Annotated in this window: 18 protein-coding genes and 1 pseudogene; 8 read left to right on the forward strand and 11 right to left on the reverse strand. The window is 70.2% G+C overall.

Features of this window, described 5'->3' with window-relative positions; all coding sequences use genetic code 11:
- The first annotated feature begins 91 nt into the window (after nt 1–91).
- Both BMY61_RS04535 and BMY61_RS04540 read left to right on the forward strand, forming a co-directional pair.
- Nucleotides 92–619, forward strand: a complete 528-nt coding sequence (locus BMY61_RS04535; RefSeq protein WP_042454364.1) for a universal stress protein — start codon at nt 92–94, stop codon at nt 617–619.
- Nucleotides 620–635: 16 nt separating this feature from the next.
- Nucleotides 636–782, forward strand: a pseudogene (locus tag BMY61_RS04540) (IS5/IS1182 family transposase); the annotation flags it as partial.
- A gap of 9 nt (nt 783–791) precedes the next feature.
- Here BMY61_RS04540 and BMY61_RS04545 read toward each other — a convergent pair.
- Nucleotides 792–1220 carry a DUF6210 family protein gene (locus tag BMY61_RS04545; RefSeq protein ID WP_042454365.1) on the reverse strand — a complete coding sequence of 143 codons (429 nt, stop codon included), beginning with the start codon at nt 1218–1220 and terminating at the stop codon, nt 792–794.
- Nucleotides 1221–1400: 180 nt separating this feature from the next.
- Here BMY61_RS04545 and BMY61_RS04550 point away from each other — a divergent pair, with 180 nt between their 5' ends.
- Entirely contained in the window at nt 1401–1622 is a 222-nt protein-coding gene (locus tag BMY61_RS04550) for a hypothetical protein (protein ID WP_042454367.1), read from the forward strand.
- 238 nt (nt 1623–1860) lie between these two features.
- Here the strand turns inward: BMY61_RS04550 and BMY61_RS04555 are convergent, their stop codons facing one another.
- From BMY61_RS04555 to BMY61_RS04565, 3 genes are all read right to left on the reverse strand, one after another.
- Complete coding sequence (locus BMY61_RS04555) at nt 1861–2589, reverse strand: helix-turn-helix domain-containing protein (RefSeq protein WP_042454369.1); 729 nt, start codon at nt 2587–2589, stop codon at nt 1861–1863.
- Nucleotides 2590–2938: 349 nt separating this feature from the next.
- Entirely contained in the window at nt 2939–3730 is a 792-nt protein-coding gene (locus BMY61_RS04560) for an alpha/beta fold hydrolase (protein WP_042454371.1), read from the reverse strand.
- Complete coding sequence (locus BMY61_RS04565; protein WP_042454373.1) at nt 3727–4383, reverse strand: dihydrofolate reductase family protein; 657 nt, start codon at nt 4381–4383, stop codon at nt 3727–3729. Before BMY61_RS04565 ends, BMY61_RS04560 begins: the two co-directional genes overlap by 4 nt.
- 127 nt (nt 4384–4510) lie before the next feature.
- On the opposite strand from BMY61_RS04565, the gene BMY61_RS04570 reads away from it, so the two are divergent.
- Together BMY61_RS04570 and BMY61_RS04575 are read left to right on the forward strand one after the other, a co-directional pair.
- Nucleotides 4511–4738: a hypothetical protein gene (locus BMY61_RS04570; RefSeq protein ID WP_042454374.1), complete on the forward strand. Its 228-nt coding sequence runs from the start codon at nt 4511–4513 to the stop codon at nt 4736–4738.
- A 76-nt stretch (nt 4739–4814) separates the two neighbouring features.
- The gene (locus tag BMY61_RS04575) at nt 4815–5195 is read left to right on the forward strand and encodes a tautomerase family protein (protein WP_042454543.1); all 381 of its coding nucleotides are present in this window, start codon (nt 4815–4817) and stop codon (nt 5193–5195) included.
- A gap of 4 nt (nt 5196–5199) precedes the next feature.
- On the opposite strand, the gene BMY61_RS04580 is transcribed toward BMY61_RS04575, so the two are convergent.
- The 6 genes from BMY61_RS04580 to kdpF all read right to left on the reverse strand — a co-directional run bounded on the left by BMY61_RS04580 (nt 5200) and on the right by kdpF (nt 13582).
- Nucleotides 5200–5886, reverse strand: coding sequence for a response regulator (locus BMY61_RS04580; protein ID WP_042454376.1), 687 nt, complete (start codon nt 5884–5886; stop codon nt 5200–5202).
- Entirely contained in the window at nt 5883–8972 is a 3090-nt protein-coding gene (locus tag BMY61_RS47415) for a sensor histidine kinase (protein ID WP_244904194.1), read from the reverse strand. Before BMY61_RS47415 ends, BMY61_RS04580 begins: the two co-directional genes overlap by 4 nt.
- A 79-nt stretch (nt 8973–9051) precedes the next feature.
- Nucleotides 9052–9681 carry a potassium-transporting ATPase subunit KdpC gene (gene kdpC, locus BMY61_RS04600; protein ID WP_042454378.1) on the reverse strand — a complete coding sequence of 210 codons (630 nt, stop codon included), beginning with the start codon at nt 9679–9681 and terminating at the stop codon, nt 9052–9054.
- 21 nt (nt 9682–9702) lie between these two features.
- A complete protein-coding gene (gene kdpB / locus BMY61_RS04605; protein ID WP_042454380.1) occupies nt 9703–11829 on the reverse strand; it encodes a potassium-transporting ATPase subunit KdpB in 2127 nt (708 codons plus the stop codon).
- Nucleotides 11829–13493: a potassium-transporting ATPase subunit KdpA gene (gene kdpA, locus BMY61_RS04610; protein ID WP_042454381.1), complete on the reverse strand. Its 1665-nt coding sequence runs from the start codon at nt 13491–13493 to the stop codon at nt 11829–11831. The genes kdpB and kdpA overlap by 1 nt, the downstream gene beginning before the upstream one ends.
- The gene (gene kdpF / locus BMY61_RS44750) at nt 13493–13582 is read right to left on the reverse strand and encodes a K(+)-transporting ATPase subunit F (protein ID WP_042364094.1); all 90 of its coding nucleotides are present in this window, start codon (nt 13580–13582) and stop codon (nt 13493–13495) included. The genes kdpA and kdpF overlap by 1 nt, the downstream gene beginning before the upstream one ends.
- Before the next feature lie 518 nt (nt 13583–14100).
- Between kdpF and BMY61_RS04620 the strand changes: the two genes are divergently transcribed.
- Together BMY61_RS04620 and BMY61_RS04625 are read left to right on the forward strand one after the other, a co-directional pair.
- A complete protein-coding gene (locus tag BMY61_RS04620; RefSeq protein WP_042454383.1) occupies nt 14101–15444 on the forward strand; it encodes a hypothetical protein in 1344 nt (447 codons plus the stop codon).
- A gap of 32 nt (nt 15445–15476) precedes the next feature.
- Nucleotides 15477–15728 carry a hypothetical protein gene (locus tag BMY61_RS04625; RefSeq protein WP_042454385.1) on the forward strand — a complete coding sequence of 84 codons (252 nt, stop codon included), beginning with the start codon at nt 15477–15479 and terminating at the stop codon, nt 15726–15728.
- Here BMY61_RS04625 and BMY61_RS04630 read toward each other — a convergent pair.
- On the reverse strand, nt 15719–16432 hold the full coding sequence (locus tag BMY61_RS04630; protein WP_052439140.1) for a Clp protease N-terminal domain-containing protein: 714 nt from the start codon (nt 16430–16432) through the stop codon (nt 15719–15721). The genes BMY61_RS04625 and BMY61_RS04630 overlap by 10 nt on opposite strands.
- Before the next feature lie 229 nt (nt 16433–16661).
- Here BMY61_RS04630 and BMY61_RS48300 point away from each other — a divergent pair, with 229 nt between their 5' ends.
- Nucleotides 16662–19409, forward strand: coding sequence for a PKD domain-containing protein (locus BMY61_RS48300; protein WP_052439141.1), 2748 nt, complete (start codon nt 16662–16664; stop codon nt 19407–19409).
- Nucleotides 19410–19467 lie beyond the last annotated feature (58 nt).

Genomic DNA, 19467 nt, shown 5'->3' on the forward strand with positions numbered 1-19467 from the left:
GGTGGCCTGGGCGCCCAGGCCACCGCATCCGTCATCGCGCTCGGTCCAAGAGAGCCGCACGAGAGCCAAGAGAAGAAGAAGGTCGTCGGACATGTCGCAGCCCGGTCGCGTCGTCGTCGGTGTGAGTGGGACCCCCAGCAGTCTGCAGGCGCTGCGTGTCGCCATGGGCGAGGCACAGCGAGAGGGGGTCGGCCTGCGGGCGGTGGTCGCCTGGGTGCCGGTGGGCGGCGAGATCGCCTACCGGCGGGCGCCCTGCCCGGAGCTGCTGCGGATCTGGGAGCAGGAGGCCCAGTGGCGGCTGCGCAACGCCTTCGACGAGGCGTTCGGCGGCGTGCCGGACGTCCCGGCGCTCGAGCTGGTCTCGCTGCGGGGCAGCGCCGGCCCGGCGCTGGTGGCCGCCGCCGACCGCCCGGACGACCTGCTCGTGCTCGCGGCCGGGCCGCGTGGCGGCCTCGCCCGTCTCACGCACGGCGCCACGGCCCGCTACTGCGTCGCGCACGCCGCCTGCCCCGTCCTCACCGTCCCGGCCCCGGCGCTCCTCGCCGACCTCCCCCGCCGCCTGCGCCACCGCCGCCCGGTCTCCACCGGGTCCGGCACCCCGCTGACACTCGCCTGCTAGGCCGTCTCTCATCGCCTACCGAGGTCGGAACGTCATCGAGCGGTGCTTCGCCCGGTTGAAGCAGTTCCGCGCCGTGGCAACCCGGTTCGACAAGCCCGCGGCCTGCTACCAGGCAGGGGTGGTCATCGCGGCACTGATCCTCCGTCTCGGGGCCGACAGCTGATCATCGTGTTCAGTCCGAGTTGAACCACACCAGCACGCCGCGACCGTCCGGCGTGATCACCGGTACCCACGCCTCATCGGTCTCACGGATCCGGCTCTCATCCAGCCGCAGAGCGTGCGGCTCCTCGGCGGTCCCGTCGGATGCCCAGTAGCGCAGAGCTCCGATGATCTCGCGGAGCCTGTCCCGCTCGTCATCCGGCCACCCGAAGTTCCAGGTGCCGGCACCACGGAAGTGCTCCTCGAACAGCTCGCGCAACGCGTCCAGCTGATCTGGACCGAACAGCGGTACCAGGAAGCCCTCGACCCGCCCCTGCCGGCAAGCCGTTCCACCGTACTGCTGCTGGTAGAAGACCCCGGTCTTGGCCTCGACCACGACATACAGCCAGCCGCCGGCACTCATGCCGTCGGGATCGAGGAAGACGAAGTGTCGAGCGCTCATGGCGCCAGCCTTCCGGGCAGCCCGCCACGAGCTCAACGGCATTTGGCCCTGCAAGATCAATTAAGAGAGACGACCTATGGCCCGAACGCACCTGACGATGCTCTGCGCGCACCCGACAGCGGCCCGCCTCAGCCGGAGCCGGACAGAAACCCGGGCGGGGCGGGTCTTACGATCAGGCCCATGACGAACACTCCGGAATCCTGGACCATTCGCCACTTCTCTCAGGCCAATCCTGCAGGTCCGGGCTGTGACAGCGTGCCGGCGCTCCTGCGGAGTCTGGCCGATTCGATCGAAGCGTTGGGCCCTGCTGAGGTTCAGGATGTCGTCATCGAGTCGGAGATGACTGAGCACGGGCCTTGGCGGTCGGGCACGGTCTACTTCCACCTGCCCCAAGACGACTGATCACGGCTCTGGCGCTCACGATCGCAGCCAGACCACAGGGGCCGCTGCAGTGGTGATTGCCCGCTCGATGGCGTTGGGGGCCAGGAGCGGTACCCGAATCTGTCGCATCACCTCCTCGAACCGGGTGCAGTCGGCGCGTTGCCCAGCGGTGATGACCAGCGACAGAATGCGGCAGCGGCCGTCCACACTCAGGTGGAGCTCGGTGGCGAAGCCGCCGCGCGAGCGATGGAGGCGTCCACTACGCGATCGGTATGCCGCGCCCCCATAGCTCCTCGGCGTGGTCGCGGAAGCGGTCGAAGAGTCCGCCGTCCTCGGCCTTGCGCAGATGCAGCAGCGGGGAATCGTGGCCGACGAGCCGGGCCAGGTGGGGCGTCACCAACTCCTGGGAGTCGAAGCGGAAGACGCTCAGGGAGACGTGGTTGATGGCATCCTGCGAAGTGCTGTAGCGCGCCTCCAGGCCGTTCAGCGGACCGAGGGTCCGGAGATTCTCCAGCGTGATCTGGATGCGCGTGGAGACCGACAGGGCCGTGTCCTCGATGACCTCCCGCTGCCTGGTCACGTCGCCGTCCGGGTCGCCGAGCAGAAACCGCACCCGGCACCCGGCCTCGACCTTGCGCCGGATCGTGTCGGCGAACGCGGGCTGCTCCAGCCACACGAAATAGTTGGTGTACCCGGCGAGAATCACGTCCTGCTCGGCGTCCGCGATCAACCCGGCCCACACCGACGACGGGCATGCGGAGCGGTACGGGTAGAACTGGACCAGCTCGCGGTCATGACCCGTCTTGATCTTGTCTCTGACTGCCTGTGGCCAGATCATTTCCTCGTCCACTCCCAGCGCCCTACAGGCATCCTCACGGTTCCGTGCATGGGGTACGCGGTCCGGGTCCGCGAGCCAGCGTTCTACCGTCTTGGGGGTGACGCCGCACCGTCCCGCTAACTGTCGCGGTGTCAGACCGGCATCGGCCATAGCAGACCGTAGCGATTGGTTCAACGCTCCCCCATGGGACGTTCGGGCCGTTTCAGAGCCTAGGGCTACAACGGCCCGACTGTCCTCGTCCTGGTGGGTGATTCAGCCACGGATGGCCGGTACATCTTGACCATGACCACCACCACGGAGAACTGCGCAGAGTGCGCCAGGCTGGACCAGCAGGAGACGGCGGCTCGGTTGGCCGGAGACGCCAGTCGCGAGGCAGACGTGAGAGTCCTCCGCCGACGGCACCGTCGGGAGGTACACGGCATCTTTCCGGAGCCGCCCATGGCGTCTTTGCCGGCCGGTCCGTTCGTGTAGGGCAGGCGCGAGGCGGTCGTGGCCTGACTCAGCCGAAGAACTCCCGCAGCAGCGGCTCCAGGGCCTTCGGGCGCTGGAGGACGGAGTGGTCCTCGCCCGGGAGGATGTGGAGTTCCGCGCCCGGCACGGTGGTGGCGACGGCGCGGGCGGCCGCGGAGAGCCAGGGGGAGGTGCGGTCGCCGTAGGCAGCGAGGGTCGGGATCCCGATGCCGGAGAGGCGTTCCGGGGGCAGCAGCCGCCAGGGCTCACTGAGGAGCAGGTCGTAGGGCAGACTCGGGGCCTTTTCGACGAGGAACGGCCAGTTGTCGCTCTCCCGCATCCCGACCAGCGCCTCGCCCGGGACGCCGATGACCTCGCCGAGGAACAGCTCCGTCGCGCCCTCCGCGTCGCCCGACGCGAGGAGCGCGGTGAGGCGGTCGAGGACGTCGACCGCGGGCCGGGGCAGCGACGGGTCTGCACAGAAGGAGGGTTCGTAGACCGCGACGCGGTCGACCGGCAGGCCCTGGGCCGCGGCGTCGAGGGCCAGGGCCGCGCCCGAGGAGTGCCCGAAGACGGCGGCCCGGCCGCCGACGTGCGCGATCACCGCGGCGAGGTCGTCCAGCTCGGCCGCGACGCGGTACTCGTCGGCGCGGTCGTCGCTGGCGCCGCGACGGCGGCGGTCGTAGCTGACCGCGGTGAAACGCGGCGCGAGCTCCACGGCGAGCCCGGCCACGGTGGAGCGGTCGTTGAAGGCGCCGCCGACGAGGACCAGGGGCGCGCCGTGGCCGATGGTGTCGACGGCCAGCGTCGTGCCGTCGCGCGAGGCCAGGTGCGCGGTCACGACGGCGTCCGCCGGGTGAACGTCAGATGGGTGACGCCGGTGGGCGAGCTGGCCGACTCCACGTCGAACCGCTCGCTGAGGCTCTCCTGACCGTCCCACAGCCGCACCCCGCGCCCGAGCACGATGGGGACGACGACCACGTGGAGGAGGTCGACCAGATCCTCCGTCAGGAAGGCGCGCACCGTCGACGGGCCGCCGCCGATCCGCACGTCCAGGCCCCCGGCCGCCTCGCGGGCCAGCGCCAGGGCCTCCTTCGGCGACGCGTCCACGAAGTGGAAGGTGGTGCCGCCGGCCATGGTGAGGGACGGCCGCGGGTGGTGGGTCAACACGAACACGGGCGTGTGGAACGGCGGGTTCTCACCCCACCAGCCCTGCCACTCCTCGTCCGGCCACGGTCCGCGCTGCGGGCCGAACTTGCCGCGCCCCATGATCTCCGCGCCGATGCCCGGACTCCACTGCGACGCGAAGGCGTCGTCGACCCCGAGGGTGCCGTCGGCCTGCTCCTGCTGCATGGCCCGGAAGGAACGGGTGGGGAAGAACCACTCGTGCAACCGCGTCCCGGCGTGGCCGAACGGAGCCTCCAGGCTCTGGCCCTCGCCGGTGGCGTATCCGTCCAGCGAGACGGAGAAGTTGTGGACCCGGACACGCGACATTTCGCCTCCCGTTGCTCTGTGTCGCCGAGCCTAGCGCGGTGCCGCGCTCTTGCCGGTAGCGACGGTCCGGTGTTTCCATCACTGGCGGCAGAGAGACTGCCGGCATGGGACGAACGGGGGAACGGTCATGTCCAAGTGGACCGTGCGGGCCGTCGCGGGGCTCGCCGCCGCGGCTGCCGGATTGATCATCCACGCGGGGAACCCGAGCACCGGCCCGGCCCGGGTCGCGGCCGTCGTGGCCGCGGACGCGAACGGGAGCAACTTCGACACCGTCACGAGCGCGGTCGACGTCATCCAGCCGCAGCCGCAAGGGGCCGCGGTGCTGACGGGCGGCCCGACGTACGCCCACGACTAGCCTCCCCACCCGTGGGACTGTTCGATGTGGGACGAACACTGTTATGTTCGTCCCACATCGAACACTGGAGGCGACCGTGCCGCTCGTCCGTATCGACGCCCGCTCCGACAAGTCCCCCGAGACCCTTCGCGCGATCTCCGACGGCGTGCACCACGCCCTCGTGGATGCGATCGGCATCCCCGCCGACGACCGGTTCCAGATCCTCACCACCCACCCCGCGCACGAGCTGGTCTTCGACGAGCACTATCTCGGCGTCGAGCGCCGCGACGTGGTGTTCGTCCAGATCACCCTGGTGCGCGGACGCAGCGACGAGAAGAGGCAGGACCTCTACCGCCGCATCGTCCGGAACCTGGAGGCCGACGCGGGCGTGCGTCCCCAGGACGTCGTGGTGACGCTCACGGAGAACGAGCGCGTCGACTGGTCCGTCGGTGAGGGTGTCGCCCAGTTGGTCCCGTGACCGGTCAGGGCTCGAAGCGGTAGCCCATGCCGGGCTCGGTGAGCAGGTGGCGCGGGTGGGCCGCGTCCGTCTCCAGCTTGCGGCGCAGGCCGGCGAAGTAGACGCGCAGATAGTTGGTCTTCTGCTCGTGCCCCGGCCCCCAGACCTGCTGCAGGATCCGACGACCCGTCACCAGCTTGCCCGGGTGGGCCAGCAGGACGGCCAGGATGCGCCACTCCGTCGGGGTGAGCCGGAGAGCCGGGCCCTCACCCGAGGTGCGGCGCACGACCGCGCCGGCGACGTCGACGGTGAACTCGCCGATCACGACCGTCGGCGCGGTCGGCTCCGCCCTGGTCGGGCGGCGCAGGGCCGCCCGCAGGCGGGCCAGCAGCTCGTTCATCGCGAAGGGCTTGGTGACGTAGTCGTCCGCACCCGCGTCGAGCGCCTCCACCTTCTCGGAGAACTCGGCCCGTCCCGACAGGACGATCACCGGGACCTGGCTCCAGGCGCGCAGCGCCTGGAGCACCCGCAGGCCGTCGATCTGCGGCAGGCCGAGGTCCAGGATGATCGCGTCCGGGGGGTTCTGGGTCGCCTCCAGCAGCGCGCGTCTGCCGTCGGCGGCGGTGGCCACGGTGTAGTGGCGGGCCTGGAGGTTGATCTGCAGGGCCTTCAGCATCTGCGGTTCGTCGTCGACGATCAGGATTCGGGTCACGGGACAGCCGTTTCGTTGCTGACTGGACTGGCAGGACTGGTGGGTCCGGGGGTCGGTGCCGCCTGCAGCGAGAGGACCATGGTCAGCCCACCGCCAGGGGTGTCCTCGGGCTGGAGCGTGCCGCCCATCGCCTCGGCCAGGCCTCGGGAGAGGGCGAGGCCGAGACCGATGCCGCTGCTGTTGTCGTGGTCGCCCTGACGCTGGAACGGCTGGAAGATCCGCTCCCGGTCGGCGAGCGGCACGCCCGGTCCCCGGTCGACGACGCGCACCTCGACACGCTCGCCGTGGGCACTCGCTGCGACGCTGACCGACCGACCGCCGCCGTGCCGCAGCGCGTTGGCGGTGAGGTTGGCCAACACCCGTTCCAGCAGTGGCGGATCGGCAAGCACTGCCGGGGTGTCGGCCAACCCGCTGCGGCGGACGGGGGCGTGCTCGTCCGGGAGCGAGTCGAGCGCGGCGGACAGCACGTCGGCCAACGCGGTGGGTTGGATGTGCAGGGACAGCGCGCCCGCCTGGAGCCGGCTCATGTCGAGCAGGTTGTCGACCAGCCGGTTGAGCTTGAGCAGCGAGCCCTCGGCGGTGCCGAGCAGCTCGGCGCGGTCGGCGGTGGTGAACTCCACGTCGTGGCTGCGCAGCGAGGAGACCGAGGCCAGCGCGACCGCGAGCGGGGTGCGCAGGTCGTGGCTGACGGCGGCGAGCAGCGCACTGCGCAGCCGGTCGGCGGCCCGGACGGGCTCGACCTCGGCGGCCGCCTCCGCGAGCCGGTCGCGTTCCAGCGCGACGGCCACATGGTCGGCGAACGCCGCCAGCACCCGCCGATCGGCGGCCGGGAGCGGCCGTCCCCGGAGCACGAGCGTCGTGTCACGATCGACGGCCAACTCCTCGACGGCCAACTCCTCGACATCGGCGGCGCGGACATCCGTGGCCTCGACGGCGCCGGCCTGGACAGCGGCGCCCCCGGCAGTGGCGGCCTCGAAAGTCGGGCGCGCGGCGACTGTGGCCGGGGCACCGGTGTGCATGTCGGCGGCGGCCAAGTCGCCACCGGCCCCAACACCCGAGGCCGGAAGGCCGGTCTGCGCGTCGACCGCAGGCGAGCCACCAGCGGCCCCGACACCCGACGCCGAAAGACCGGTCTGCGCGTCGACCGCAGGCAAGCCACCAGCGGCCCCAACACCCGACGCCGAAAGACCGGTCTGCGCGTCGACCGCAGGCAAGCCACCAGCGGCCCCAACACCCGACGCCGAAAGACCGGTCTGCGCGTCGACCGCAGGCAAGCCACCAGCGGCCCCAACACCCGACGCCGAAAGACCGGTCTGCGCGTCGACCGCAGGCAAGCCACCAGCGGCCCCAACACCCGACACCGGAAGGCCGGAGGCCTCCGGACACGGTGCCGGGGCCGACGGCGCGGCGGGCGCTCCCGACGGCGCGGCGGGCGCTCCCGACGGGGCGCTCGCGGATGCGATCGGGGCGCCGGAGCGCAGCAGCAAGACCTCGTGCATCCCGAAGGTCTCCCGCAACCGGTCCAGCAGTGCCGGGACGGCCCGGTCGCCACGGAGCACGCTGCCGGCGAGCGCGGAGAGGGTCTCCGCCTCGGCCGCCGCTCGCGCCGCGCGGCGCGAGAAGCGGGCGCCGGTGTCGACGACCCCGGCGACGACCGTGCCGACCAGTGCGAAGACCACCAGCGCCAGCACGTTGTTGGGCTCGGCGATGGTGAACTCGTGGACGGGCGGGATGAAGTAGTAGTTGAGCAGCAACGAGGCCGTCACGGAGGCGAGCAGGGCCGAGAGGATGCCGCCGAGCAGCGCCACCCCGACGACGACGGCAAGGTAGAGCAGCGTGTCGCTGGTGAGGTTGACGGAGCCGCGGACCAGGCAGAGCAGGGCCGTCAGGAGCGCGGGCAGGACGAGGCCGGAGGCGAGCCCGGCGATGCGGCGCGGAAGTCGGCGCAGGCCGGTGCCCGGCACCGGCAGACGCCCGCGGCCGGAGCGCTCGTGGGTGACCATGTGGACGTCGATGTCGCCGGAGAGCTCGATCGTGGTCTCGCCGATGCCGCGCCCGCCGGTCAGCGCGCGGCGGATCCAGCCGCGGCGGCTGGTGCCGAGCACCAGTTGGGTGGCGTTGGCCGCGCGGGCGAAGTCCAGCAGCGCAACAGGGATGTCGTCGCCGACGACGGAGTGGTAACTGCCGCCGAGGCCCTCGACGAGCTGCCGTTGCGCGGCGAGCGCGCCCGGGTCGGTGTCGGCGAGGCCGTCGGACCGGGCGACGTGGACGGCCAGCAGCGCGCCGCTGCCGGCGCGGTCCGCGATCCGGGCGGCGCGACGGATCAGTGTCTCCCCCTCGGGCCCGCCGGTCAGGGCGACGACGACCCGCTCACGGGTCTCCCAGACCTTGTGGATCTCGTGTTGCGCCCGGTAGCGCTGCAGGCCCTCGTCGACGCGTCCGGCCAGCCAGAGCAGCGCCAACTCCCGCAGGGCGGTGAGGTTTCCGACGCGGAAGTAGTTGGAGAGCGCCGCGTCGACCTTCTCGGCCGCGTAGACGTTGCCGTGGGCCATGCGACGGCGCAGGCCCTCGGGGGCCATGTCGACCAGCTCGATCTGGTCGGCCCGTCGGACGACCTCGTCGGGGACGGTCTCGCGCTGCGGCACGCCGGTGATCTTCTGGACGACGTCGTTGAGCGACTCCAGATGCTGCACGTTGACGGCCGCGAGGACGTCGATCCCGGCCGCGAGCAGCTCCTCGACGTCCTGCCAGCGCTTGGCGTTGCGGCCGCCCGGGACGTTGGTGTGGGCGAGTTCGTCGACGACGGCGACCTCGGGGCGCCGGGCGATCACCGCGTCCACGTCCATCTCGGTGAACCGTCCACCGCGGTAGGCACGTTCGGCGCGGACGACCACCTCGATGCCCTGCAGTTGGGCCTCGGTGTGGGGGCGGCCGTGGCACTCGACGTAGCCGATCACCAGGTCCTGGCCTCTGCCGAGTCGGCGGTGCGCCTCGTCGAGCATGCGGTAGGTCTTGCCGACTCCCGGAGCCGAGCCGAGGAAGACCTTCAGCCTTCCCGGCGATGACGGTCCGTCACCCGCTGACACCACGAACTCCCTCTCCGGCCGCAGGTCCGGCCGCGCGGAGCGGGGAGGCGCCGCGCGGCCGGACGGAAGGTGCCCTGTCTCAGCCGAGCTCGGTCAGGGCGATGTTGAGCTCGAGGACGTTCACCCGGGGCTCTCCCAGGAACCCGAGCGTGCGGTCCTGGGTGTGCTGCTTCACCAGCGCCTCGACCTTGTCGACGGACAGGCCACGGGCCTGGGCGACGCGCTTGACCTGGATCTCGGCGTAGGCCGGGCTGATGTCCGGGTCCAGGCCGGATCCGGAGGAGGTGATCGCGTCCGCCGGGACCGCGCTCTCCGCGACGCCGTTGAACTTGGCGATGTCGGACTTCAGCTGCGTGTAGTTCGTCACCAGCACCTGGGAGTTGGTGCCCAGGTTGGTGCCGGCCGAGGCGGTCGGGTCGTAGCCGAGGCTGCCCGCCGCCGAGGGGCGGGACTGGAAGAACTTCGGATCCGGCGTCTGGGACTTGCCGTCCTTGGCGACGATCGTGAAGTTCTGGCCGATCAGCGAGGAGCCGACGACGGTGCCGTGGGCGTCCTTCACCAGCGAGCCGTTGGCCTGCTGGGAGAAGGCGACCTGCGAGATACCGGTGACGACGAGCGGGTACGCGAGGCCGCAGAGCACCGTGAAGAGCAACAGCAGGCGCAGACCGGTGAGGTGGTTCCGAACCGGGGTCGGAAGGGGCTTAGCCATGAGGATTCACACCACTTCTGGTCAGTGCAGGCCGGGGATGAACTGGACGATCAGGTCGATCGCCTTGATGCCGACGAACGGCAGGATCAGACCGCCGATGCCGTAGAGCCCGAGGTTCCGGCGCAGCAGCGACTGCGCGGAGGAGGGCCGGTAGCGCACGCCGCGCAGGGCGAGCGGGATCAGGCCGATGATGATCAGGGCGTTGAAGATGATCGCCGAGGTGATCGCGGACATCGGGCTGTGCAGGTGCATGATGTTGAGGTGCCCGAGGCCCGGGTAGACCGCCGCGAACATCGCCGGGATGATCGCGAAGTACTTCGCGACGTCGTTGGCGATCGAGAAGGTGGTCAGCGCGCCTCGGGTGATCAGGAGCTGCTTGCCGATCTCGACGATCTCGATGAGCTTGGTCGGGTTGGAGTCCAGGTCCACCATGTTCCCGGCCTCCTTGGCGGCCGAGGTCCCGGTGTTCATCGCCACGCCGACGTCCGCCTGCGCGAGCGCGGGGGCGTCGTTGGTGCCGTCACCGGTCATGGCGACCAGGCGGCCGCCCTCCTGCTCCTTCTTGATCAGGGCCATCTTGTCCTCGGGAGTGGCCTCCGCGAGGTAGTCGTCGACACCGGCCTCCTCGGCGATCGCGGCGGCCGTCAGCGGGTTGTCGCCCGTGATCATGACCGTCTTGATGCCCATGGCGCGCATCTCGGCGAAGCGCTCCTTGATGCCCGGCTTGACGACGTCCTTGAGGTAGATGACGCCCAGGACGCGCGCCGGCTCGGAGCCCTTCTTCTCCGCGACCACGAGCGGCGTGCCACCGAGGTTGGAGATCCGCTCCACGGTGACGTCCAGCTCGTTGTCCGTCGAACCGCCGTTCTCCTTGACCCAGTTGGCGACGGCTGCGGCTGCGCCCTTGCGGGTCGAGGCGCCGTCGACGTCCACGCCGGACATGCGGGTCTGGGCGGTGAACTCGATCCAGGTGGCGTGCGCCAACTCGCCCTGGGCCCGCTCGCGCAGGCCGTACTTCTCCTTCGCCAGGACGACGATGGAACGGCCCTCGGGGGTCTCGTCCGCGAGCGAGGAGAGCTGCGCGGCGTCCGCCAGAGCGGCCTGGTCGACGTCGCGGACGGTCACGAACTCGGCGGCCTGGCGGTTGCCGAAGGTGATGGTGCCGGTCTTGTCGAGCAGCAGGGTGGACACGTCGCCCGCGGCCTCGACGGCGCGGCCGGACATGGCCAGCACGTTGCGCTGGACCAGGCGGTCCATACCGGCGATGCCGATCGCCGACAGCAGCGCACCGATCGTGGTCGGGATCAGCGCGACCAGCAGCGAGACGAGCACGACGATCGTCTGCTCGGCGCCCGCGTACTTCGCCATCGGCTGCAGCGTCACGACCGCGAGCAGGAAGACGATCGTGAGCGAGGCGAGCAGGATGTTGAGCGCGATCTCGTTCGGCGTCTTCTGCCGGGCCGCGCCCTCGACCAGGGCGATCATGCGGTCGATGAACGTCTTGCCCGGCTCCGAGGTGATCTTCACGACGATCCGGTCCGACAGGACCTTCGTACCACCGGTCACCGCGGAGCGGTCACCACCGGACTCCCGGATGACGGGCGCCGACTCGCCGGTGATCGCCGACTCGTCCACCGAGGCGACACCCTCGACGACGTCACCGTCGCCGGGGATGACCTGGCCGGCCTCGACGATCACGTGGTCGCCGAGACGCAACTGCGTCGCGGAGACCTCCTCCTCGCGCACCCCCGTCATGCCGGGCGCCCAGTCGCCGACGACGCGGCGGGCCATGGTGTCGGTGCGGGTCTTGCGCAGGGTGTCCGCCTGGGCCTTGCCGCGGCCCTCGGCCACGGCCTCGGCGAGGTTGGCGAAGACGACCGTCAGCCACAGCCAGACGGTGATCACCCAGGCGAAGACGCTGGGCTTCTCGATCGCCGAGATCGTGGTCAGCACCGAGCCGACCTCGACCACGAACATGACCGGGTTCTTGACCATGACGCGCGGGTCGAGCTTCTTGCACGCGTCGGGGAAGGACTTGAGCAGCTGCTTCGGGTCGAGCAGGCCACCGCCGATGCGACGCTCGGTCGGGAGCTCGGGCTGCTGCACGTCCGGCGTCTGCGCCGGAGAGCTCAGGGTGGGCGTGGACATCAGTGGAGACCTTCCGCGAGCGGCCCGAGAGCCAGGGCCGGGAAGTAGGTGAGCCCGACGACGATCAGGACGACGCCGGAGAGCATGCCGACGAAGAGCGGGCTGTGGGTCTTGAGGGTGCCGGTGGACTCCGGCGTCTGCTGCTGCTTGGCCAGCGAACCGGCCAGCGCCAGCACGAACACCATCGGCAGGAACCGGCCGAAGAGCATCGCGAGGCCGAGGGCCTCCTGCCAGTGGTTGCTGGTCACCGTGATGCCGCCGAACGCGGAGCCGTTGTTGTTGGCCGCGGAGGTGAACGCGTAGAGCACCTCGGAGAAGCCGTGCGGGCCGGTGTTCAGCATGCCGCCGCCGTGACCGGCGCTGAGCGACATGGCCAGGCCGGTGCCGCAGAGCACGATCGCCGGAGTGGTCAGGATGTAGAGGGAGGCGAACTTCATCTCCCTCGCACCCAGCTTCTTGCCCAGGTACTCGGGGGTGCGGCCGACCATCAGGCCCGCCACGAAGACCGTGACGATGGCGAGCACCAGGATGCCGTAGAGGCCCGAACCCGTACCGCCGGGCGCGATCTCACCGAACATCATGTTCAGGATCGTCACGCCACCGCCGAGTGGCGTGTACGAGTCGTGCATCGAGTTGACCGCACCGGTCGAGGTCAGCGTCGTCGAGGCAGCGAACAGGGAGCTGCCGGGGATGCCGAAGCGGACTTCCTTGCCCTCCATCGCGGCACCGGCGATCTTCGCGGCGGCGCCCGAGTGCTGGTGCTCGAAGAAGGTGATCAGCGCGGCCGAGGCCGCCCAGTACAGGCCCATGACCGAGACGATCGCGTAGCCCTGCTTCTGGGACTTCACCATCGTGCCGAAGGTGCGGCACAGCGCGAACGAGATCACCAGCAGCAGGTAGATCTCCAGCCAGTTGGTGAACGGGTTGGGGTTCTCGAACGGGTGGGCCGAGTTGGCGTTGTAGAAGCCGCCGCCGTTGGTGCCCAGTTCCTTGATGACCTCCTGCGAGGCCACCGGACCGCCCGGGATCGACTGCTGCGCACCCGAGAGGGTGTTGATGACGTGCGCGGCGTGCAGGTTCTCCACCACGCCGCCCGCGACCAGCACGATCGCGAAGACGATCGAGATCGGCAGCAGCACGCGCAGCGTGATGCGGGTCAGGTCGACCCAGAAGTTGCCGAGCGTGTCGGACTTGTGCCGGATGAAGCCCCGGATCAGCGCGGTGACCACGGCGATGCCGACGGCCGCGGACAGGAAGTTCTGCACCGCGAGACCGGCCATCTGCACCAGGTGGCCCATGGTCGACTCACCCGAGTACGACTGCCAGTTGGTGTTGGTAACGAAGGACGCGGCGGTGTTCCACGCGGTCGCCGGAGTGACCGCCGGGAAGCCCAGCGAGAGCCACAGGTGCTCCTGCAGTCTCTGGAAGGCGTAGAGGAAGAGAACGGATATGAAGGAGAAGGCCAGGACCGAGCGCAGGTATGCCGGCCAGGTCTGCTCGGCGTCGCCGTCGACACCGATCAGCTTGTAGATGCCGCGCTCGGCACGCCAGTGCTTGCGCGTGGAGAGCACGTGCGCCATGTAGTCGCCGAGCGGCCGGTACGACAGCGCCAGCGCGGCGACCAGAGCCAGGGCCTGCAGCAGGCCCGCGAGGGTTGCGTTCACTAGAACTTCTCCGGACGGATCAGAGCCGCGACGAGGTAGGCGACCAGGGCGACGGACACGATCAGCCCGACGATGTTGTCAGCGCTCACAGCCGCTCCACCCCCTTGACGATCAGGGCGAGGACGACGAACACGACGACCGTCACCCCCACGAAAAACAGGTCCTGCATGGGAACCGCACCTCAAGTCGAAGATGAGTCCTGCTCCGCCGGACTTCGGATCCGGTGGTGCCGCCCGGTGGCGGCCTACGAAAGGAAACCCCACGTGAGGAGGGTGTAAGTGCGTCCTTGACGGCCTCCTTGCGGGCCGATCCGGAACCTTTGCGCCGTCTTAGCGCTCACCCGAACAGGTGGGACAAAAGGGACGTCAGGGTCACCCGAGTCCGCACCGCCGCCGTCGGGCTAAGACGGCGTAAAGAGGACGGCCGATCGCGTCAGGACTCCGTCAGGGCGAGCATCCGCGCAGGTCGCGGGGGTGGAGAGTGTGCGGCTGTGGCCGCTGTCGACACCAGAACCCGCCCGCCTCGTGCACCTCGTGCACCGCGTGCAGCTCGCTCGAGACTCCCCCGCACCGTCCCCGCGCAACTGCGCGCGCTCACGCTCGGCTGCGTGACGCTCGCCGTCCTGGTCGGCGTCGTCACGGTGAGCGCCGCGTCCGGCGCGCGGGACGCGTGGAGCACGATCGGGGACCGGCAGGCGCCGCAGGTGGTCGACGCGACCGGCCTCTACCAGGCGCTGACCGACCTGGACGCGCAGAGCGCGAACATCATCCTCTTCGGCGCCGACCCGGCCTTCGCCTCCGCGCGATCGACCGCGCTCACCGACTTCGCCACCGACCGGACCACCGCCGACCGCGACCTGCAGCAGGCCACCCTTGCCGCCGCCGGCAACGCGGGCGCACAGCAGGCGCTCGCCTCGGCGCTGGACGGGCTCGGGCAGTACCAGGACCTCGCCGGGCGTTCGATGGCGCTGAACGACAGCGCACACCGTCCGGCCGGCCACCCGCTGCCGGCCGCGCTCACGCTGTACCGGCAGGCCACGGACCTGATGCGGAGCCGACTGCTGCCCGCCGCGGACCGGCTGGTCATCGCGAACAACTCCGCCTACGAGACCACCTACACCGCGCAGCGTTCCGCGCTGTCGACGGCTCTGGTGTGGTCACTGGTCCTGCTCGTCGCCCTGCTCGCCGGGCTGGTCGCGGTGCAGGCCTGGCTGACGCTCCGGTTCCGACGCGTCGTCAACCCGGCGCTCGCGGCGGCGACGCTCATCGCGACGGCGCTGCTGGGGCTGGCCACCTCACTCTTCCCGGACCAGCGCGAGTACCAGCGCGTGGCCCGCCACGACGCCTTCGACTCCGTCGTCGCCCTCACCCGCGCTCGCGCCCTGGTCGCGGACGCCAACGCGGACGAGAGCCGCTACCTGCTGGACGCCGACCGGGCGGCGAGCTACCAGGACTCCTTCCTCACCACCTCGCAGGCAGTGCTGACGCTGCCCGGCGCGACGATCGCCGACTACGACGGGCAGCTGGCGAGCGCGGTGGGCGCCTACCGGGCGAACCACGACGACGTGCGGTTCCAGGGCTTCTACGGCACCGAGTTCCGCAACATCACCTTTCCGGGCGAGCGCGCCGCCGCCGAGAGGACCCTGTCCGCCTACCAGGCCTACCAGGTGGACGACCGGAAGATCCGCGCCTTCGTCGCGCAGGGCCAGCTGTCCCAGGCGATCGCCTACGACACCAGCTATGCCGCCGGCGGCTCCGACGCCGACTTCGGCGCCCACGACGCCGCGTTGCAGCAGCTGATCGGCGTCAACGCGGACGCCTTCCACGGCGCCGTCCGCGACGGCTCGGCGGAGCTGGACACCGACCTCCCGCTGCTCGCCGCCGGCGCGGCCGCCGTCGCGCTGCTCTGCCTGCTCGGGGCCCGCCCCCGCCTCGCCGAGTTCCGGCGCTGACCCCTCCCCCGCCCACCTGATCGGAGACTCCCATGGGCCTGCTCGAACTGGCCGCGCTCCCTGTACTCATCGCGCTCCTGCTCCTGGCCGTCGGCGCAGTGCTGGCCGTCGTCCCGGCGCGCGCCCTGCGCACTCTCGGCGACGGCTTCGGCTTCGACGGCGCGGCGGCGGCGCGCCGGGCCGTAGGCCGCGTACCGGCCCGGTTGGCGGGCCTGATGCTGGCCGGGTACGGCGTCTTCCTGATGGGCAACACGGTCGGCCTGTTCCGCGCCTTTCACCTCTGAGCGTCCGGGCCTCCGGACGGGAACCGTGCCGCGATCTCGGTCCGGACCGTCTCGTGGAGGGCGTCCGAGGCGAAGCCGAGGGTGCCCAGGATCCGTGCGGCCGGGCTCTCGGTGACGCGGATCAGGCCGAGCAGCAGGTGCTCGGTGCCGACCCGGTCGTGACCGAGGTCGGTCGCCGCGGCGCGGGCCTGGTCGATCGCCTGCTTGCTCTCCGGGTGGAAGGCGATGTGCCCGCGCAGCATCTTCTCCCCCGGCGGCGTCATGACGTCCTCGACCGCCTCGCGGACGCGCTGCTCCGTGCCGGCCTGCGCCACCAGTAGCGCGTGGGCCAGGCCCCGCGGCTCGCCGAGCAGGCCGAGCAGCAGGTGTTCGGTGCCGATGAAGTCGTGGCGGTGCGTGCGGGCGGCCTCCTGGGCGAGCACGATGCCGTGGCGGTTCAGGTCGGTGAACCGCTCGAACGCGGCGGGTGTGTGACGTTGCTGGGCGGCCTGCTTGGAGACGCCGATGGCGTCGCCGATCTCGCTCCACGACGCGCCGGCGCGCCGGGCGTTGCTGACGTAGTGGTCGACGAGCTGGTCGCCGAGGTCGGACAGGGTCTGGGCACGGAGCCGTGCGGCGCTGATGCGGGCCAGTTCGTCGGCGGCGGGGAGTTCCTCGTCGAGACGGGCGATCAGGTCGGCCAGGCTGATGTCGAGTGGACTCATGCGTCAAGCGTAGGTTGACGACCCTCGATCGTCAACCCGCTCTTGACGATTCGGCCTCCCCACCATCCACACACGAGGGGAACGAAGCAAGAACGTTGTATGCACGTCTGAAGTGGATCAACCACGGCCACTTGTCGTGACCTTGACCTGTCGTCACAATCCCGTATGGCTCCATGCATCGCGCGTAGATTCGGGCGTGTTCTCGCGCGCCCTCGACACGGGAGTGCCGATGAAGAGATCCAGAACCTTACTGCTGACCGGTGTCGCCAGCCTCGCCCTGCTGATCGGCGGACTGGAGAGCGTGGCCAACGGCGTCGGGCTCGCCGCCCACCCCGCATCGGGTGTCGGCTCCTGCACACTGAAGGGCTACAACCCGGCCACCACCCCGGCGAATGCCAAGAACCTGCCGGTCGGGAAACGGCCGATGTCGTACAAGCCGGACGACTTCGACTGCACCGGCGCGAAGTTCGCCGCACCGGGCGTGGAGTTCGCGAAGTTCCCGCAGCCCAAGAACTTCAAGATCACCAACAAGAGCGTCGTGCGGACGGTCGCCGGCCACCAGAACGTCGTGGGTGTGCCCACCGCCGCGGTGAACCCGACGGCGCCGTACTTCCCGCCGTTCCAGCACTTCGTGATCATCTATCGCGAGAACCACACCTTCGACGACTACCTCGGCGACTGCGCCACCACCATCGCCGCCGGCTGCAACGGGCAGGTGGAGAGCACCAACCACATCAGCTCCGTGCCGGACCTGCACTCGCTCGCCAAGACCTACTCCCTGTCCGACTCCTACAGCACCGGCGTGCAGCCGCCCTCGGGCCCCAACCACTGGTTCCTGTTCTCGGGCCAGTCCGCCTCCAGCAGCCAGCAGCAGTCGTACCCGGCCAACGGCACCCAGTTCGACCGCTTCCTGCAGAGCAGCTCCGGCCCCACGGACGAGGGCACCAACGCCTGCACCGCACCCTCCGGCAGCAGCAGCGGCTCCAGCCCGTACTCGATGATCGTGAACGGCGACATCTACTGGATGCTCAACTCCGGTAGCGGCTACTGGAAGAACCCGGGTGACGGCAAGGTCGAGGTGCTGCCGCCGAACCGTCCGGGGACAACCATCCCGGAGGAGCTGCACACCAACGAGTACACCTGCAACAACCAGAGCCTCCCGGACAGCACGATATCCGGCGACTACCTCAACTTCATCAACCAGTACGGCATGCCGTCGTACAACTACGTCGAGCTGTTCAACGACCACCCGGGCACGTACCAGGACATCCCCGGTAACGACACGGCGACGAACAACATCGTCAACTCGATCATGACCAACCCGACGTACAAGAACAACACCCTCATCGTCGTCACCGAGGACGACACCCAGAACGGCAGCAACGGCTCGGACCACGTCAGCAACACCTACCGCGTGCCGCTGCTCGTCATCGGCAACCCCGCCTACGTCAAGCAGCACTACGTCTCGCACGTGGCGTACACCACGGCGAACGTGCTCGCGGCGATGGAGCGCACGATGGAGAACGTGCACTCCGGGATCATCGACCCGAACAACAACCTGGGCGCCTCCACGTTCCCGATGACCACCGCGGACCAGGCCGCGCTCGGCGACCCGCTCGAGGACTTCTGGGTCCAGGGCCAGACGCCCCTGTCCGCCAGCGCCACCGGCTCCCCGACCACGGGCAACGCCCCGCTGACGGAGAACTTCACCGGCTCGGCCACCGGCGGCACCGCCCCGTACAGCTACAGCTGGAACTTCGGCGACGGGTCCACCAGCACCACCCAGAACCCGAGCCACACCTACGCCAGCGCCGGCACCTACACCGCGACGCTGACCGTCACCGACAGCGCCTCGCCGGCGAACACCGCGACGTCGCAGGTGACGACGACGGTCAACGCCGTCGGCAACCCGCTCGCGGCCACCGCCTCGGCCACGCCGACCTCCGGCCAGGTGCCGCTGAACGTCGCCTTCACCGGCACCGGCACCGGTGGCACCCCCGGGTACAACTACAGCTGGAACTTCGGTGACGGCACCACCAGCACCAGCCAGAACCCGAGCCACAGCTACGGCACCCCGGGCACGTACACCGCGACGCTGACCGTCACCGACAGCGCCTCGCCCGCCAACTCCGCCTCCTCGACGGTGAGCATCACCGCCGACCCGATCGCGGCGACGGCACCGGGCGCGCCCACCGGTCTCACGGGGACCGCGGGCAACGGCCAGGTCTCGCTCAGCTGGACCCCGCCGAGCAACAGCGGCGGCGAGACCATCACCTCGTACAAGGTCTACCGCAGCACCTCCAGCGGCACCGAGTCGCTGCTGACCAGCGGCGGCTGCAGCGGCCTGGGCGCGGTGACCTCCTGCACCGACACCGGTCTGACCGCCGGTCAGACCTACTACTACAAGGTCACCGCGGTCAACGCGATCGGCGAGGGCGCCCAGAGCAACGAGGCCTCCGCCACGCCCACCGGCAGCTCCTGCCTGGCGGGGCAGCTGCTCGGCAACCCGGGCTTCGAGAACGGCGCCTCCAACACCGCGCCCTGGACCGTCACCTCGACGCACAGCCCGGTCGAGGTGATCAACAGCAGCAGCTCCGAGCCGCCGCACAGCGGCACCTACGACGCCTGGCTCGACGGGTGGGGCAAGACCACCACTGACACGCTGTCCCAGAGCGTCACCCTGCCCAGCGGCTGCAGCACCTACAACCTCAGCTTCTGGCTGCACATCAACACGGCCGAGACCACCACGTCCACGGCCTACGACACCCTCAAGGTGCAGGTGCTGAACAGCTCCGGCACCGTGCTGGGCACCCTGGCCACCTACTCCAACCTCAACCACAACACCGGGTACGCGCAGCACACCTTCAACCTCGGCGCGTACGCCGGGCAGACGGTGACGCTGAAGTTCACCGGCGCCGAGGACTCGCTCTACCAGACCTCGTTCGTCCTCGACGACACGGCGCTCAACGTGAGTTGACCCGCCCGCTCCACAACCAGCCCCCGTCCCGCTCTCGCAGCGGGGCGGGGGCCCCGAC

Source organism: Streptacidiphilus jiangxiensis, assembly GCF_900109465.1.
In the GTDB taxonomy this organism is placed as follows: domain Bacteria; phylum Actinomycetota; class Actinomycetes; order Streptomycetales; family Streptomycetaceae; genus Streptacidiphilus; species Streptacidiphilus jiangxiensis.

Bases quoted from the DNA above. Each gene is read 5' to 3' on its own strand.
- BMY61_RS04545 (WP_042454365.1), bottom strand. From the start codon at position 1,220: ATGAGCGCTCGACACTTCGTCTTCCTCGATCCCGACGGCATGAGTGCC.
- BMY61_RS04630 (WP_052439140.1), bottom strand. From the start codon at position 16,432: ATGAGTCCACTCGACATCAGCCTGGCCGACCTGATCGCCCGTCTCGAC.
- BMY61_RS48300 (WP_052439141.1), top strand. From the start codon at position 16,662: ATGAAGAGATCCAGAACCTTACTGCTGACCGGTGTCGCCAGCCTCGCC.
- BMY61_RS04535 (WP_042454364.1), top strand. From the start codon at position 92: ATGTCGCAGCCCGGTCGCGTCGTCGTCGGTGTGAGTGGGACCCCCAGC.
- BMY61_RS04550 (WP_042454367.1), top strand. From the start codon at position 1,401: ATGACGAACACTCCGGAATCCTGGACCATTCGCCACTTCTCTCAGGCC.
- kdpB (WP_042454380.1), bottom strand. From the start codon at position 11,829: ATGTCCACGCCCACCCTGAGCTCTCCGGCGCAGACGCCGGACGTGCAG.
- BMY61_RS04555 (WP_042454369.1), bottom strand. From the start codon at position 2,589: ATGGCCGATGCCGGTCTGACACCGCGACAGTTAGCGGGACGGTGCGGC.
- BMY61_RS04570 (WP_042454374.1), top strand. From the start codon at position 4,511: ATGTCCAAGTGGACCGTGCGGGCCGTCGCGGGGCTCGCCGCCGCGGCT.
- kdpC (WP_042454378.1), bottom strand. From the start codon at position 9,681: ATGGCTAAGCCCCTTCCGACCCCGGTTCGGAACCACCTCACCGGTCTG.
- BMY61_RS04625 (WP_042454385.1), top strand. From the start codon at position 15,477: ATGGGCCTGCTCGAACTGGCCGCGCTCCCTGTACTCATCGCGCTCCTG.
- BMY61_RS04565 (WP_042454373.1), bottom strand. From the start codon at position 4,383: ATGTCGCGTGTCCGGGTCCACAACTTCTCCGTCTCGCTGGACGGATAC.